The following is a 17920-nucleotide window of genomic DNA, read 5'->3' as shown; positions in this document are numbered from 1 at the left end:
CCGAAGAGCGCCATCGTGCGGAACCGCATAACACACGAAACGTGGAGACCAAACCGAAGTAGGTTCGCCTTTTATTTTTAATTGATTACGATAGTCTAAGGACAAGTAGTTTTTATAAAAATAACTATGAAAGAAATATTATCAAATAGTAAAAGCTTAGTTTGTTAAGGAAATTGTAATTTCGATTTTACCTGGTAAATACCAATACGTTAAACCGACAATCGCAATTATCATGACTATAAAAGAAGCTATCTTAAAAAGCCTGGACGACCGTCAAGCATTGGCCAATTATCTTGAGATTTATAATCACATTATAGAAAAAAAATATTACGATTTCGGCTCTAAAACACCTGTATCAACAGTTTCGGCCATACTTGCCGAGATGATTCGGGACGGCGATACCAGAATAAAACGAATACGGGAGCCTGGAGAAACCTACTTGTATTACTTAACCAAAAACGAGTCGAGCATAGGGATTGAAGTCTTAACCGGCGCGGCGGATGTTAAGCAGGCTAAGGTCATCAACAAAAGTTCGTTAGCTCCAAAAACAAAAACCTATGACGAGCGCTCCTTGCATAAATTACTTAGTAGTTATTTGAAGAACACAGAAATATATTCAAAGACCATCTTCCACGAGCAGTCCAGTAACAAAGAGACGAATCAAATCTGGACACATCCGGACATGGTAGGGATCAAGTTCCTTAATTTGAAAAACAAGGTTAGCCGGAATTTTTTAAAAACCGTCAGCCGGATGGACACGTTCGAATTAACATCTTATGAAATCAAACGGGAGATTACTAGTGATACCGAGCTGAAAAAAGCTTTTTTTCAGGCAGTATCCAACTCAACCTGGGCAAATTACGGTTATCTGGTAGCCTTTGAATTTAACAGCGCACTCGAAGAAGAAATGGCCCGCTTAAATCAGTCGTTCGGGATTGGCATTATGAAATTGGGCGCGAATCCTTATCAAAGTAAGATACTATTTCAGGCGGAGCTTAGGGAACTGGATTTTACTACTATTGATAAGCTCTGTAAGATCAATAAGGAATTCGAGAAATTCATTGAACAAGTGGAAAAATTAATGACGGCGGAGGACAGGTATCTCATATCTACAGAAAAGGAGCTCGCCGAATTTTGTGATGGGTATTTTTCAAATGACACCGAGATCGAAAAATACTGCAAGGAAAGATACATTCCAATGCAGGATGCGGTTTAATCTTCCTTTTTGTACACAATCTTTTTAACGTGACGTTTTTGTTAGTTTTACTGCAATGATCTACTTTGATAATAACGCGACCACTAAGATAGACGAGCGGGTTTTGAAAGATATGTGGCCTTTCCTATCGGATAACTATGCGAATGCTGCCAGCACTCATGCTTTGGGACGGTCGGTTTCTGCAGCTATAACAGATGCGCGGGAAACGATCGCAAGGTCGATCGCTTGCCGGCCCGGTGAACTGGTCTTTTGTTCCGGAGCTACAGAGGCTTTAAATATAGCCATAAAGGGTGCGGCTTTCGGTGCAGTGGATGGTCGAAACAAAATCATTACGGTCGCGACCGAGCATAAGGCGGTATTGGATACTTGCGCCTATCTTGAGCAGGTAGGTTTTGAAATAGTTTATCTGCCAGTCGACCAATACGGCGTGGTATCCATCCGGGAATTGCAAAAGGCCCTTGATGAACAAACCATCGCGGTTTGCGTGATGTTGGTCAACAACGAGACCGGAACGGTCCAGCCGCTTGCAGAAATTGTAAGGCAAAGCAGGGCGAAAGGGGCATTGATTATTTGTGATGCCTCACAGGCCTTTGGAAAATTGCCGGTCGATGTAAAAGAGCTGGACGTAGATATGCTGGTTTTGTCAGCACATAAATTTCATGGCCCAAAGGGTGCCGGCGTTTTATATTTAAAAAATGGAGTAGTGTTGTCGCCAACTTCTCATGGTGGCGGACAAGAAAGCGGCCTGAGGAGCGGAACATTAAATGTCCCGCAGATCATCGGCATGGCCCGCGCTTGTGAGTTGGCGGTAAGTGAATTGGATGCCAATTCTACCTATGTCAGAAATCTGCGCGATCTCCTGGAGCGTGAACTCTTGCGCATTCCCGGCACCAGGTTGAACGGGCATCCCTTATTACGCAGCAATAACGTGGTTAATATCAGTTTTACCGGCATAGATGCTAATGTCCTGATCGCCGCTCTGCCAGAGTTAGCCGTTTCCAACGGCTCGGCATGTACGGCAGCTGTTTTTGAACCATCTCACGTTTTGACCGCGATGGGGATTTCAAAAGAAGAAGCCTACGCTTCGATCAGGTTTTCATTGAGCAAATTCAATACCGTGGAAGAAGTTGAGGCTGTGCTGAGCTTACTTACACATTACCTCAGCCGTATTACTTAAAATCTTTAAGATCCGCTTGCTCTGATTCCGGTTCCTCCATGGGTATTACGATTCCTGATTTAGTATGTTCTATTGTAATTTCATAGTTTTTAAATTCGGGATCAATATAATAAAGCTGCTCACGTAAGCGCTGTCGCAATTCAATCGCTGGCTTCAAACAGTTTTCTATATAAATATCATCCGTAACATCCGTCAGATTAGGGAATAATAATTTGAGATAACCAGCGGCCATACGCATAATTGCCCGAACGTCCCTAAAATCCTTTGAGCCGATCATATAACTTCTTTCCTCAACAAAACGATCGAATTCTAATCGTGAACGCATGAAGTGAAATATCTCGCCTAAAAAATCTGCCTTAAAACCCACGCCATCAGACAAGGCTCCCGTGGTCATTCGCGGAAGATTCCACCCCGGCAAAATCCCATGTATACGATCAAGCAAAGCGGACTCCTGTAAGATTTCGGGAAGTTCCCCAAATAAATTATTTCGATTAGTAGGCAAGCCTTTGGCATCAATTTGAACATTGGCGATAAACACGGCACCTGCATCTGCTGCGACAGTATATTTACCTTTGGAATATTTGCCTTGCTCGAGATAGCCCTTCAATTTTGCAACCGTTTCTCCCGGATTAGAAAAGGACAATGTTTGCGCTTCGTCAAAAACAACCACATCGAACTGAGTAAACAGGCCTGGTACCTTGGTGTTTTCATTATAAAATAATACGGCTGGTGTAACTGCGCCGCCTTCGATAAGCCTAGAGTAACGCGAAAACTGCCCGAATAGAAAAGATTTACCCGTACCTTTTGGGGCCAGTTCAAATAGATTTACACGGCGCTGCACGAAGGGTAACAGCCTCGTCAGCAAGGCCTGTCGCCTTTGCCTAGTACCATAACCTTTATCTTCTGCGCTGTAGCCAAGAGAATTGATCAGCAGCTGTTGCCATTCCTCAAGTGAAAATTGGCTGCGATTTTCAACATACTCCTCAAAATCGATGGCTGATGCTTGAAGCGGTTTAAAATCATTAAGCCAAACTTCACCACCATCGTTGTTTCGCCTGTATCCATATATTGCCAGACCCCACATCCCACCTTTCAATAACCTCGGAAATTTATTGAGCAGGAACTCTTCTACAAATACTTTTTGATTTCCGAGACTTCCAGATTCCATGTACGTTTGGTCCCGATTGAGATTTACTTTTGGGGATATATATTCTAAAACCGAAACACTGTCTCCATTGCGAAGTTTTTGCTTTAAGTCCTCAATCTCATCTTTAGAAGGCATGAACTTGTGAATGAAGCCAATTACCTGCTGTTTAACGTCTTCGGTCCAGTCACCGCCTTTTAATTGCCTGTCAATAAGCCATTCACCCACAAATACAGGAATACTCTGTTCATTCAGTCCCGAGCTGCTGTACAAGCTTTTATCAATCGCTGAGGATTCGTATATATCAATAATCTTGTTTCTTAAGTCCTTATCCATTTTTAAAAGTCAAAATCGTCTTCAAAATCATCCTTTTCGGTCGTCACGGTACATTTTAAACTTTGCACAACCCGAACACCTAGTATCAGGCAAGTTACTTCCAAATTCAAATCTAATTTACCACCTTTAGCGTTGCTCTGCAATTTCTGTGGTAGTTTGATCGCACTATGAAGAGGTTTATCGGCTCCCGGGCCGATCGTTACCGGCATTGTAAAGATGCAATTTTTGTCTTCAAGAATGGTAAATTCCTGTAATTCCACAGCCGTCGTTCCCACGTTCCGCACTTTTAATTTAAACTCCCTTTCCGTTTTTCCGAATTTCAAATCTCTGATACCGGTATATCTAATCTGTAATTGAGCCTGAGCAACTGGTTGGATTTCGCAACATAGAATAGGAACTATAGTTTCTTCTGGACTAAGCCCACCATGGCGGTAACCGCTGTCATAGCGTCCGAAATATTTATAACCCTTAGCAATAGCCCAATCCTCGCGATTTTGCGAAACTTCTTTTTTCAGAAGATACATATCTTCGGCATCGAATTGTTCAGTTTTTAGCGACCCTGTTAGTGGAACGCAACGTTCCCGAAGAGTGTCTTTCATTACGTCTTCCAAACGCTTATTGATAATATTTTGGCCTTTCTTAAGACATTTGGTAGCCCCATGATCAGTTGAGATAATTAGTTTGACTTTTTTATCGGCGGTTTCTTTAATCATGTCACTGATCATGCTGATTCTTCTCTCTAATATTTCCTCAACTTTAGCAGCCCTTGAAATATCGAACATAGAATCGTGTTGATGCAATAAATCATCTACTTCGTGGGTATGAAGACAACAAAGATCATTTTCAAGTGATAATACCCTTTTAAAGTCGCTTAGCTTACTTGTATAGCTCGATGTTTTTCCACTGAATATATTTTGAAGTATGGCTTGTCTATTTTGCAAAAGTTCAGCAGATAAGCCGGTTTCATATCCCCCGCTTAACATAAGCGGAATGCCTAAAGATGTGACAGTAGGCAAGGTTGCCATACTCCATTCCAAATCGATCTTGTTTAAACCAGTTTTTTGTAAAATGCCTCGCAAAGCAGGTGTATAGTAAGCTGGAAAACCATCTAAAATCAGCCATACAACCCTTGTATTTGCATCTTCAAGTTGCGCACGGATCATTGTGGGCACATCAAAGTTGGTTAAGATCTGATTGTTTGTGATAACTGATCGGTAGTTCGTAAATAACCAATCTGAATAGGCAAGGGAACCTCTTTGGATATTTTCTAATATGTTATCAGCCGGATCATTAATCTCGTCGTAATAAAATTTATAGGGAATAAAACTTTCTATCGCCCATTTTTGCCATGCTTCTGTTTGTTCCCGAACGTTTTGAGTATCATTCACAGGAGGGGCCACATAGAACGGTCTGCAAAGTTGAAAAAGACCTTGTTGCTGTGCATAAGTTAAACGGCCCGCGAATTTTTCAATTAAGAGCTGATAATCTTCCAATAAAAGAGGCTGTTTTAAGAAAATTAAAGCATCTGCTTCTGCGGAGTAATAACCTGAAGTGAGCACAGTATTAAAATCATGGTCTGTGGCTTCCTGAACAACGAACCGGTATATGTTTTTCTCTAATCGGGTATTTGGTTGTTCGATTGAATAGTTTGTTTTTAGGTTTTGTTCAAGGGTAGTAAGAGATATTCCAAGATCATGAAAATACCTGTTGTGTTCGTGCAGCCAGCGTTCAAGATAAAGAGAGTTTTTACTGCAATAAATTCCCTCGGAAAGGATCTCGGCATGCTCGGTATTAAAGTTTACCAGGGGTGCTAATAATTCATTAAGAAATGGAGTTTCAGGATTAAACAAGGAAGTGAGCGTAAATTGCCAAAGCGTTTTCAGATAATTTTGATCCCAAAGTTCCTTGTTACTCAGCATGCATTGTGATAAGGCATAAATCTGATGGAACGTGATATTATCCTGCGGTAATTCAATACCTAAGAAATGTCTGAATATATTCTTTTCTGTCGGAACGAATGGAAGCTCTAATAATCCTAAGCTGTAGATATCATTATCACTTAACCGATTAGCAATTGATTGCCCTGGATATTTTGTAGTTATCAAGCTGCTTGGTGTAACTGGAGCAACTAATTCCGGTATATCATCAAACCAGTCAACGAAAGGCTCTTTAAAAACGTGAATATCATCATATCCCGCATTGCCGCTCAATAAAAATTCAAGCAGTAATCCGCGTGCTTTCTGATAAGTCTGTTGATCCGCTACCACGAAATCAGTCCGGGTCGTTTTATATAAATGGTGACGATCAATAATCACTTTCATATGCTAGTCTCGGATTTTTCTTCGATAAGGTCCCGCAAAATTTTTAATAGTTGACTGGTTGACAAATCAAAAGATTTCTGAATTTCTACTACTGCATCCGAAATTTTTGATTTAGCATCGTGCATGCCAGTATCCTGCGGGTATTTCCACTTCTGAACATAGGCATAAACCTCTTGTAAGTCTTTACAGAACTTTTTTTGATCATCAGCAGACCAAAGATAATAGTCCTCAATTATGCCAAATTCCTTGGCCATGATTTCAACAAATTTAAGTAACTCTTCATCAGAAGTGAGTTTCCTTACCTGTTTCAACAACGGAATCGCCCTGCTATCTGAAAGTAAATCCGGTTCAAGTTCTGCAGAAGCACGGTATGCTTCAGTAGACTGTAAATTTTCCTTGAATTGCACACGAAATTCAGTAACAGAAGAAGATTTTTTCTTAATTCGATTTTCCAATTCGCGCACTAAATCCATCAGTGGCCGTTTATAACCTTCAATTTCGGATTTGACTTGCGTTAAGGTAATTATTGAGTTTCCAAGTATGTCTTTATTCCAATATTTAAACTCTTTCAATCCGCATAACGCAGGAAAAACGTTAATGAAAAAGTCACGGCATTGCGATGACTTCACGGCTAAAACAAATTTTTCGTTAATGCCATCAGGGGTCCAATGTGCGATACGTGTATTGGCTGGCAGCTTATCGAACCAGTCTTTTAATAACTTTTGGTGTAAATCATCAAACGTATTTACGCTGACAAGATCAAATAAGGAACTAATTTCGACCGCAAAAGTATCTTCAGCAATCGGTGGCTGCCAGGCCATAATTTCCTTAGTGCAAGTGCCATAAGTATCGGCAATACTCCGAATCTCCATTTCACTCCAGTGTTCCCAATTCGGATTGATTATTCCGCTATAACCAGCTTCAAGCCATCTTGCGGGGATATAGTTGAGAAACTTGTCTTTTACAGAAAAACTTCTATTGAATTCCTCAACAAAAATGTTGGTGAGTTGATCTTCGTAGTGTGGGGCCTTACTCAACTCTGGCAAATTCTCCCACCAACTTTTAAAAGTATCCGTAAAGATTAGTTCCGTTGCACATTCGTTCGCAGACATCGAAAAACAAGTTAATGCGATTCGTTTGTACACGATTAACGGACTACCAGTATACGATTCAATTTCTGTTTTAAATTTATCAATCGTATTAAGGAAAGCAACCTGTTGATACGGAAGATTGGTCCAGTCTTTTATAGCTGGTGCTGCTAGTTCGTCTAGATAAAATTTTGCAACATCAATTGATTCCGAACTCCTCATTTTCCTTATCCAAGCGGTGATCTGAGGGTCTTCAAAAACGGATAGATTTTTGGCTGCATAACTCAAAGAATTAAACCACTCTTTAACAACATTCCTAAAATCATCAATAGTGCTGATGGAACTCTTGAATACATTATTGGACAAGTTGAGGATAACTTCTTGTTTGAAAGCCAGTTCTCTAATTGATGGATAATCTTTAATAACTCGCAAACGGCTAATTATCGTAGGTATGTGATCAGGATCATTTTCAAATTCTTCTTTTGTCGATTTTTGCAAAAAGAATCCAGGGAGTGTGACCATGAAAAATTCCCTGGATACTTTTTCACGGTCTACGCTGGCTTCGGCGGCATTTTCTAAAAACGGCTTAAGCAAATCGCCATAGAATTTATTATATTCTTCCTTTTGCTTGATCAATTCCCATTGTAAGGGGCTTAAAAAACTGATAATGCCTTCAAATCGCTTGGATAACTCACCAAAGTCGTTTGCATAGGTGTCTTTATTAAAAAGCGAGTTGAGTTGCCGGAGATACTTTATTTCAAAGGTAGACATCTCAATTTTTCGGATCGCATAATTTGCCCCCCCTTTGAACATATCTTCGATGGTTCTCGGATCTTTTTCAAAAGAATAAGCTGGACGTTTCGGATCAACTATCAGTAAATTTTCTCTATTTGCCCGTAGATAACAAGTGAATATTAACTTGATGAGCGTTTCTGAAAGTCCATACGGTGCTTGCAATAAAGGCTTCACAAAAGCGGAAGGAGGAACGAGTTCACCCACTTTAAGTGTTCGATCTAAAAGCTTAAAAATAGCTTCGGCCGGTGAACCAATTTCAGGAATCTTGATTTCCCCATAATGAATTTTATTGGAGGTGCTGGTTTCCTTGGTGAGCTTAAGGCTTACAAAGAAATTGTTTATAATTCGCGGGACAGGGCCTGATGTATTATGATTAACTAGTGGGATACTGTCTTTTTTTGCTGTCAGTATTTCTGACAAAGCGCTTTTAATATCTGTTTTTGATTTATTCGAAAACCAAAGCACGTAATCTTTTACCTTTGGAACAATGGTGAAAATTTCATTGATGTAGCTGTCCATTCTGTTGTCAAACGCCCTTGGACTTTTAATTTCCACACCTTCGTCAAGTTTACTAAAGCTCCAAAGCCAATTAATGGGTTCAAATAAATTTTTAATCTGTGAGGTAAGTTCAGAATGTAGTTTGATTAATTCACCTCTAACTCGCTGCATGTGATTCGCATTGGCAGTAACTTCTATGTTTTTAGAGGCTCTTAAAAATGCTGTGTAATCAAAGCTGACTTTTTTTATCCCGTCAAAAATAGTGGTCTCGCTCGCCTGCGCGAATACCAAATATTTCGAAACAGCGCTAAATTTGCTGATTTTAGATTGATAAGCCTCCAGATCGTTCTCATCATTGGTTAACAAATAAACGATGTAACCTTGAATCTGCCCATCTTTCGACTCCCATGAATAACTCTTTGATAGTGTCTCCAGTTGCTCTTCCAATTCATTAGGACTCACAGTCCATAGGATTCTAAAAGATCTATTGGAGCCAAAGGTGTCATTGTGCTCATCAAATAAATAGGCTTCCGGACCGCGGATCTCAGTCCACATAGTCCGGTATTGTGATAAACTGATAACACCGATGTTATTTTTTTCATCCTGAATGATTTTGCTCAAGCTCTTTGACCCGAAGGCTGGAAATTCATAGGTTTGATCATTGGGGTTGAGTTCAAGTATTTCTGTTTGCACCAGATGATTTAACAATTCACGAAGATCGTTCAAATGAAGATCGCTCATCGCCCAGGCTAACACATCGATAGTAGGGCGTACTTGTTTTTTTCTTGTCGCGGTCAGAACAAGAATGTTTTCCATTAATTTTTTGACTACCGGGTCAGCTACTTTTCCCAACGAAGTTTGAAAAGCATCTACTAAAGAGGATACATTTTCTGAACGGGCATCAATAAGATTCTGTTCAAAAAAACCTAAAAGCATATCAGGCGTAAAAAAGTTTAGCTTTCCGTTGCTATCGAGATCGTCTGTGTTTTCAAGGAAATGCTTCAAACTGCCAGTTCTGATTTCTTTAGGACTTAAGAAATTGAACATTGACCTGGTATTTTGCGCAAATTGATTTGAAAGTCTGGGTAAGACAAAAGAAGTAAGCGGGTGAAGCGGATAGAGTGCTTTTATAATCACTTCCTGCACCCACTTGTCCGGTTTAGCCGGATAGAGTTCTAATTCTAAAATCTCATCGAGCAATTCTTCCAGCACTTCTTCCTGGAGAAGTGCTGACTTTGCAGCTTGGTCGCGACTCCAAAATACTTTACCCATTAATTCTTCGCTTTCAGCGTCACCTATTTCCAATGGATGTTTTTCGAATCGCCCGATGATTTTCTCGATATCCTGCTTCTTGTCAATCTGGATGGTGGCTGGGTCTTGGTGACTTGCTGCAATAAATATGATATTTGTATTGCCCGTTTTCCGTTTGATATTTTCCAGAAATTCCTGGATCATCAAAGACGACGACTGAGATGTCTTATTGATGATTTTATCAAGTACACCGCCAAACTCGTCATGCAGGATCACAATACCTTGATAGCCAAACTGTGTAATATGCTGCGCTGTATCAGAAAAAGCTTGATAGATATCTCCATGAGTTTCTGAAAAATCGGAACTTACAATCTCTTTGAAGATAGATTTAAATGATTCGTAAGTAGAACTGTCACACGCTTTTAACAAACGTATGCAATCAAGCCCCGATTTGCCGATTATTCTTTCCTCAAATTGAGCGAATAAAATATTTCCATCTTTTTCCCAATTTTCCAGCGTCTCTGCCGCTCGGAGATAATAGGTTTTTGGCAGATAATTTAAATCACTTTTTTTCAGGGCATCATTTAACGCGGATAATAGTGCCTGATCGAAATTGTCCGTTCCATAGCCGGGAATGACCACCAGATACTTTGAACCCGCACTCCAATAATTAGCTAAGATTTTGCTAAGCCCATCACCATAACTATCTTCTTTGTCCTCAATCTTTCGTTTTAGCTCCGTGAAATAAGTAACCTCGTTGTTGGCTAGCAGATACGCCAGTATAAGTAGTAAATAAGATTTACCGGTTCCATAAGAAGCTGTGATCAAATGAATCTTTTTTGAGTCACGAATAGATAGGGAATCGATAATTTGACTCATGATATAACGCGAACTCGAATTAGGCAGATATCCATCAACGTACTTGTTGGATTCTGATAACTGATATCTGAAGTCCCTTTGCACGTTTACTTCAGCTGAAAAAGCCGGAGAGAGCTCAATGATTTCGTTAATCTTCATTTGTTAAATTATAGTGAGATAAGTTTAAGTTTCTTCGTAAAAGTGATTTTCCGTTTGCTTTTGGTTGATATAATGATCCCGGAATTTTTTAAATAATATCTTAGAATAAAAAAGTAGAAAAACAGGTTGATACGGTTCTTGAACGGTCACTTTTGACAGTAAATAAGAAAGATACTTTAAATCTTTAAAGCGAGGCGCAAGAAATATCTCCAAGTTTAAAAAAGCAACGCTGGTAGCAGGTTCATTTTTTGTAAGTATTTCGATTAATTGATCATCGGAGATAATTACATTTTCAACGGCGCTATCTGCTATATTTATCACTTTTACTCCGCATTCCTGAATTTCCTGTAATAGTTCCGCCCGGTTTAACCAAACGACTCCTGTTCGTTTTCTGGAATGGGCGACCTCCTGAATAAATTGCTTAATATTCCTCATAATATCTTTCTATTAAGCTTTCCGGCGTTCCATTATAGGAAAATTCCACCATGTGCAAATCTGCAAAATGCACTAGTTTAACGAGTTTTAAATCCATCAATTCCGCCATTTTACTTTCCAAGTTTTTTGAATTCCAGTCAAAAAACTTTGCAACGTTATTTCTTTCATCTAGTAGTTCGGCAAAACTGATTGATACCCTGCCTTTACGCATGTGATACAAAATGTAAGCTGTCAAATACTTGTGCACATTATAAGGTTCTGAACGTTGAAGGACATTATCGAAGACACTGAATAGGTTCAATGATTGAAATCCTTCGGGTTCCAGTAAGGCCGATTTTGTTCGATTAATCAAACCATTCAATTTAGAGCTCTCATAATCAGTTTTTACCTGATTACGATCTGCCCATTGTTTGAATTTTCTTAATAAGGAGGAGTCATCAGATGATGAAAAGTCATTTACTAAAAAATATAAAAACGGATTATTAGCTTTAAATGACCAGTGATAAAGCAGTAGCCATTTTGTAAAAGGGTCGCGAAATCGTGGATCATTTTTATAAATGATTTGACCTAATACAGTTAATTGATTTTTTGCTGCTAAAAGTTCGAAATCAGAGAGGTATTCTTTGTAGCCCCTAACCTTGTTGGCACCAAAACCTGATTCTTCCAAGAGCTCTGATTTAGTAGCAATAGCGCCGCTGCCAATCAGGTTTATAACCTTTGCCAAATCTCTGAGGTCAATAGAAAATCCTTGGTATTCCTTGAGGTATTGCATAATCTATATAAAGCAAGCGGCGCAACCGATCTCACCATCTTCGTAGTCTGTAAGTATGTCAATCAGTTTGCTCGATACTCTGCCCTGATTTTTTTTATCCTGTTCTTTTTTGATATAATCTTCTTTGATCTGCATGATTCGGGCTGGCATAATTAGTTCTGCGAGCGTTTCGTTGTCATTCCAGGAATAACCTTTTTTTTCATAGTCCAGCGCTTTTTGAAAAAGGTCCGGGTGCTGTTCGTAAAGCCACACCCACTCGATTTTTTGCTGGAAAAAGCAGAAATAGCACCCAGAGCGGCTTCGCGCATATTCCCCGGTCTTGCCATTAACTTCGAAGCTTACTTTCTCGTAATATTTCGGAACCCCTACACCACTATCTCTAAGAATCCTGAAAATGTCTTCCTTTACCAATACATCTTCGTTGTCAAGCAATGGAAAACTTTCGCTTTGAGCAAGCGGATAGTCCGTTGTTTTGATAAAAGCATATATAAGCGCATTCGTTATGGTCGTATCGCGTTCAAAAAGTAAATCCGCCTTTTTTTTGACCGGGAATTTAATAGTTACCGGCTGACTAAGCAGTTCAACATAATCGGGCGCGGGTTCACGGGGGATCGTCAATAAACTGTCGAGCATAAAGCCGATCTGTTTATTTGTAAACGCCTTATTAATGACGTCTTCGCTCCATATATTTTTACGAAAGGGAAAAATCGACTGGATATTGGGTTTTTTCGAGATGTAGCCATCCCGGTTTTCGTCACCCCGAATGCCGACGTAGGAAATGACTGGGTCGTTCCCCACAAATTTTTCGAAAGGAGCGAGTTTGAGGGTCTGTGTACACCACCGTGCTTGTGAGGATGGGAGGAACTGGAATTTAAGGTTCAACAGGTAATCAAACGAATCATAGCCATGGTTGTCACCGTCAGTGCTTGCGGTAAGCCGCGTAATCTTCTTGCCTAAAAATATTTCCAGATTCCTGATCAGCTCATAGGTTTCGTCCAGCTCTTTGCCAGTATCTGTCGTATAATATTCAATATTCAGTTCAGGGTATTGCATTTTTAAATAGATGGCCAGCGCGGCACTATCCTTTCCCCCCGAAATTCCTAAAACGTGTCTTACCTTCATAACTTTATCATTTCTTTTAATAAATTGGCCAGCGCAACAATGCTCAGCTGCTGGTTCATACCCGCAGCCATAATCGTATGCCTTAAATCATCCTCAATTTTTGCGATTTCATCACGTTTGCTTTTTGGCATTCTGATCACAGTCTTGTTAACACCATCCAAAAAAGTATTGATCTCAAACCCCAGAACGTCTTCGACGTTGAGGTCAAAGTTACTTTTGGCGAGATCGGTGAGCTTGTCCAGCCCGGCAACCATAGTAATAAATTTTTCCCGTAGCACTTGTTCGTCCTGGTCTCTAAAAGTTTCCAGCGGCTTGCCGACCAACGTCTGGGCCAGTGAATTAAGCCATGCCTTGCGGTCATCAATTTTAGATAACACACGCTGGACAAATGCTTTTTGTTCAGCCCCGGCTACGTGCAGCTGAAGTTCTGCGTACCGGCTGACTAAGCGCTCTTTATATTCTTTGAACTCCGCTTTTTGGCCAATGATCCTATCATATATGGTGCCCTCAAACCGATTGATAAGTGCCGGAAAACAGTCCCGGATCTCGTCGACCGCACGTTCAAGTGCCGAAACGTAAAATTCAATTTTAGCAGGATCTTCCGTTAATTGTTTCGTTGAGTAACCAAGGGCGGCCGGAAAGTCCTCAAAAAAAGTTTTTTCAAGGTCCTCCGTATTGGCAATCACTGCCCTTAGGTTCTGGGCCGTTGGGCTAAGATTATTTTTAGTGAATTTCGTGAAATCGGGCAGCTGCCTGTAAAAAGAAAGGAAAGGCCGGATCGTCTCGATAAATGCCTGGTTGTCAAATGATGCGGTTTCACTCTGTTGTAAAAATGAACGGTATTGATTAAAGAGACCTAGTTTAGGGCCTTCAACATCGAATGTTTTGACCTCGTATTTTTCAGGATATCTTATGATCAGGTCTAATATTTCTTCGCTGATAAACGGAACATAACCGTTTTCGCCAAAAAGTGCGAACTCGTCTCTTTTGATAAACAGAAAGCTAGGAACCCAAAACGAGATCAATCCTTGTTTTAATTTAAACGGTTTGGTGGCCAGCAACTCAACGAATTCTGAAATATACCGGCGCCGTTCCTTGGAACCTTCCAAAAACTGGCAGGAAGCTTCCCACAACGGTGCGATATTGTTCCGCTCTTTATCGAGGTTAATGGTACCGGTCTCAACAGAAATTCGATTTTCTTTAAGCAACGAAAGATAAATGGTCTTTTCCGGCGGGAATTTTTCTTTAGGAAATCCAAGATCTGCCTTATTCCAATTTTGTACGAGCATTTTGAAATAGCTCTTGCGCGCAGTGTTGATGGAAGGGGATATTTTATGCTTATTGACCAGCTCATTATTAAAGACAGGAGTCGCAGGATAAGCCACTTTGCAAGCTGCAGACAAAAGCTGGTTAAAACTCCGTTTATTGATGATCGGTAATATACGGCCGTTCCAGATCCACCTAAGGTCCGGTGTATTGGTATTTAACATACCGAGGATAAAATAATTCAGCGCCCTGCGGGCTGCTTCAAAGTTTTCCTTCAGCAAACGGACCGCAACTTTATCTTCGCTGTTATCTTCCATGACCTTACGCAGCTTTTCCAACTCGAACAGCAGGTCCTTGATTGAGCGCGAGTTTTCGTAGAATACATAGATGGCGGGTTCATTATTCAATTGCTGCGAAAATGCGCGCACTTCTTCAGCCTGTATGTTCTCATTGAATAACAGGTAGATATAACCGTCAAGCTCACCGCTGGCTTGGTCGTTCCTGAGTTTGTCGGTGATCACAAATTCAAATATACGTGGTGTCCCGCTTTCATAGGAATAGCTTTTGGCTAATACTGGCGGTAAGGAATAGTATCTTTTCAATAAGGTCGCCACGTCATTCACCTGGTCAACTTTTGCCGCAGCCTCGATCAGCGCAGCCTGTACATCAAGTAATGTACCCTCATTAAGGGTGTAGCGCTGCAGATGGTCCCTGAAAATAATAATGTTCCTGGCTTTTAATTTATCGATCAGTACTTCAGCCTGCGAAATACCCAGACAGATGCACGCATATTGTAGCAGAAAAGCTTTATCGAGTTTACTGCCTTGCGGAGCAGTGAGATCCAGCAAGCCGATCGTTTTAACTAGTTTGCTTAAGTCTTCTAAGTCTGCCAAAAAGGTTCTTTCAACTTCATCCAATCCGTTCCTTATTGCTTTCCAGGCCGCAAAATCAGGGTTGTATTTGGACTGTATGAAGCTGTAAAAATTGAACAGCAAATAGTCATATACATTAGCCAATTGGAAGAGCCGGTTTCCCCGGGCTACTTTCTGAACACTAGTGTGGTCAGACGATCTTAAAAAAGAAAACAAACTGCGCTCATTCTGTCCATAACGCTGCAAGGTCATTGTCAGGACATTCGCGGCGAACAGGTCAAGCGGCAACAGATCGAGTGTAAGTTCCGACAGCAAATCATCGGATAGTTCAAACGCTTTGGATTTTCTAAATAGGTCTGCTACCTGTAAAGCAAGCATTTCCTCATCGGCATTTTTGGGGCCGGTAATGACTTGCAGGTGATCTGCCGCCAGGCGTAGCAATTGCCAAACAGGTTCGTTAAAGGTGATTTCTTTGAAGCGCCCTTTGACTTTAGCCCATTCCTGACGCTGGCTGGTTTTCAGTTCGAACGCGTAGGCATCAAAGTTTTGATGCACGGTCGAAATAAACATAATGTTATGTTTCGGATCATTTGCAAATTCGGCCAGTTGTTGCAAGAAATATAATTCTTTTTCAGGGGAGTGGGCAGAGGCGTATTCCAGGAACTTGCCGAATTCATCAATAACCAGAATCAACAAGCCTTCTTTTATCGGCTTTTGATACTGATAAAATAACCGCGCGAATAATTCATTGGCAGACGCGGAAACCTCGACCTGAAAAAAGTCGGCGAAGGTTTGCATAAGGGAGTTGTATTGACCTATCAGACGAAGAACCTCTACCGGCCCGGTAGTAACCGAACCCGCGCTGAAATAAGGTTTGCCTTTGCACAGATTTTGTTCCAGAGCCCAAAGGAACGAACTTTTACCGGTGCCATAGGAGCCGATAATATTAAATACGTGAGTACCCAGCTTGAACTCGTTGATCAGTTGATAAAATATCCGTCTCGAATTTTCTGTCGGATAGTAGACCATATCACGTTCGGCATCCCTGACAATATTTGTTGAAGGGTTAAACTGACTCGTATCTGGCTTGATTCGCATAATAATTTTTTAATATAAGGTCTGACTGGGGTTTGTCTTTAAATTGCAGCTCACGGATGCCTGCTTGTTCACTCAATACAACAGCAGGATAATTTTTAGCGATCGACCGAAGCTTTTGACTAAGGCCGGAACGTGTCAACGCAAATACGCTCCCCGGCGAGTTTTCATCCGTTTCCAATTGGCTAAGGCTAACGGAGTCCTGGTAGGTTTCATTTTCAAGAATAGCATACAAAATAGCTACCTCGGGAATATCCTCCCGTTCGTCGGGTGCGATAAAAAACACGTTTTCAGATTCCTTTTTTGAATCTTCCCTTTGCTTAACAAAAAAGTCAAGTAGGCCGAGTTCAGTAAGTATCCCTGAAAAGCTATCTTCTTTATCTCGCTGACCATCTTGGTTCAGATACATTTTAATGAATACGACAAAGTCTTCATTAATGCTATTTTCGCTTATGCTTAACGAGCGTTCTTCCAATCTTAACTTTACAAAGTTGAGGTAGTCAGCCCTTGTGAATTCGATCTTGTTTTTCCGGAATTCATTGAAGATCAGGTTGTAGCTTGAGGCATAACCGATGGCAACGAGCCTGAAATGTAATATCCAAAGCGTTGCTTCATCCTCCAGAAAAGGGTCCAATCCCTGGCCTTCTTCTTTGCCGAACATTAGATGTGCAAAATCGGTTAGCTGGTCTTGTTCATTGGTCACACCGAACGCCCGAAGCCAAAACCGGATCGAGCGAACCATATTATTGCCGACGCCAAGAACGATGCCGGCCGCCTCTGTGTTGAAATCATTATTTTCTTGTAAGAAATCATAACCTTTTTTCAACCACATGAGCCGGCATTGAAATGAATCATGCCCCGAAAAAGAGAATCGGTTACTTTTTTTGATCATTGGCTTACGATATGATAAGGTTTAATAATATAGGCCCTACCTTCAAAATTATAAAATAAAAAAATATTAATCGATAATAGTTATCAACTTGAACGTATTTTACTCTTTTCAAGCGTCCATACAGATTAGTTTAGCTCTTACAATTGGGAAAAATCATATTAGGTTTGATTACAGACGTCATGACTAAATCAATTACTTCCCATTGCGATTTTATTCATAACTGGAGTCCACATGAAAAGCAATGATTAAGATCTTGCTACCAGACAGCATACTAAATTGAAAGAAAAAACCACATAAGCGTGTAATAGCTCAATTTCATTCCTGAAATTGTATTTTATGCTTAAGAGTTTCGCATATTTGAACTTATCTGTAGTCGAAATTTGGCATCGATTCTACAGGTTTCCAATGATATTTGGTGTTGTTTTACAGTGTCCCCGGCTACTTCAATCTGCACCAGAGATCTGTAGTTGTAGATTGTCCGAACAGAGACCTCATCAATCGATTTAATGGTGGCATAAACATTTCTTCAATTTCACGATAAGAGAAGCATTAAAAGCCATTAAGAATTTTGTGACAATAAAGAATAACTGAACATTATCTACCTTTCACAATTGACAATCCAT

10 protein-coding genes are annotated in these 17920 nt (G+C 40.4%); 2 read left to right on the top strand and 8 right to left on the bottom strand.

Annotation, left to right across the window (positions count from 1 at the left end; genetic code table 11):
* Positions 1–232: 232 nt before the first annotated feature.
* Complete coding sequence (locus IRJ16_RS14135; RefSeq protein ID WP_194112257.1) at positions 233–1216, top strand: hypothetical protein; 984 nt, start codon at positions 233–235, stop codon at positions 1214–1216.
* A gap of 55 nt (positions 1217–1271) precedes the next feature.
* Entirely contained in the window at positions 1272–2393 is a 1122-nt protein-coding gene (locus IRJ16_RS14130; RefSeq protein ID WP_194112256.1) for a cysteine desulfurase family protein, read from the top strand.
* Here the strand turns inward: IRJ16_RS14130 and brxL are convergent.
* From brxL to IRJ16_RS14090, 8 genes are read right to left on the bottom strand one after another with little or no spacing between them, the layout of a single operon-like run.
* Positions 2386–3873, bottom strand: a complete 1488-nt coding sequence (gene brxL, locus IRJ16_RS14125) for a BREX system Lon protease-like protein BrxL (protein ID WP_194112255.1) — start codon at positions 3871–3873, stop codon at positions 2386–2388. The two genes, IRJ16_RS14130 and brxL, sit on opposite strands and share 8 nt — an antisense overlap.
* Positions 3874–3875: 2 nt before the next feature.
* Entirely contained in the window at positions 3876–6194 is a 2319-nt protein-coding gene (locus tag IRJ16_RS14120; protein ID WP_194112254.1) for a PglZ domain-containing protein, read from the bottom strand.
* Positions 6191–10843, bottom strand: a complete 4653-nt coding sequence (locus IRJ16_RS14115; protein WP_194112253.1) for a hypothetical protein — start codon at positions 10841–10843, stop codon at positions 6191–6193. Before IRJ16_RS14115 ends, IRJ16_RS14120 begins: the two co-directional genes overlap by 4 nt.
* Before the next feature lie 24 nt (positions 10844–10867).
* Complete coding sequence (locus IRJ16_RS14110; protein ID WP_194112252.1) at positions 10868–11278, bottom strand: hypothetical protein; 411 nt, start codon at positions 11276–11278, stop codon at positions 10868–10870.
* Positions 11265–12050, bottom strand: coding sequence for a hypothetical protein (locus tag IRJ16_RS14105; RefSeq protein WP_194112251.1), 786 nt, complete (start codon positions 12048–12050; stop codon positions 11265–11267). The genes IRJ16_RS14110 and IRJ16_RS14105 overlap by 14 nt, the downstream gene beginning before the upstream one ends.
* Positions 12051–12053: 3 nt before the next feature.
* Positions 12054–13172, bottom strand: coding sequence for an adenine nucleotide alpha hydrolase family protein (locus tag IRJ16_RS14100; protein WP_194112250.1), 1119 nt, complete (start codon positions 13170–13172; stop codon positions 12054–12056).
* On the bottom strand, positions 13169–16408 hold the full coding sequence (locus tag IRJ16_RS14095; protein WP_194112249.1) for a hypothetical protein: 3240 nt from the start codon (positions 16406–16408) through the stop codon (positions 13169–13171). The genes IRJ16_RS14100 and IRJ16_RS14095 overlap by 4 nt, the downstream gene beginning before the upstream one ends.
* Entirely contained in the window at positions 16377–17297 is a 921-nt protein-coding gene (locus IRJ16_RS14090) for a DUF4007 family protein (RefSeq protein WP_194112248.1), read from the bottom strand. The genes IRJ16_RS14095 and IRJ16_RS14090 overlap by 32 nt, the downstream gene beginning before the upstream one ends.
* Positions 17298–17920 lie beyond the last annotated feature (623 nt).

The sequence above is a fragment of the Mucilaginibacter myungsuensis genome, from assembly GCF_015222005.1.
Classification (GTDB): Bacteria; Bacteroidota; Bacteroidia; order Sphingobacteriales; family Sphingobacteriaceae; genus Mucilaginibacter; species Mucilaginibacter myungsuensis.
This window is presented reverse-complemented; position numbering and strand designations above follow the sequence as displayed.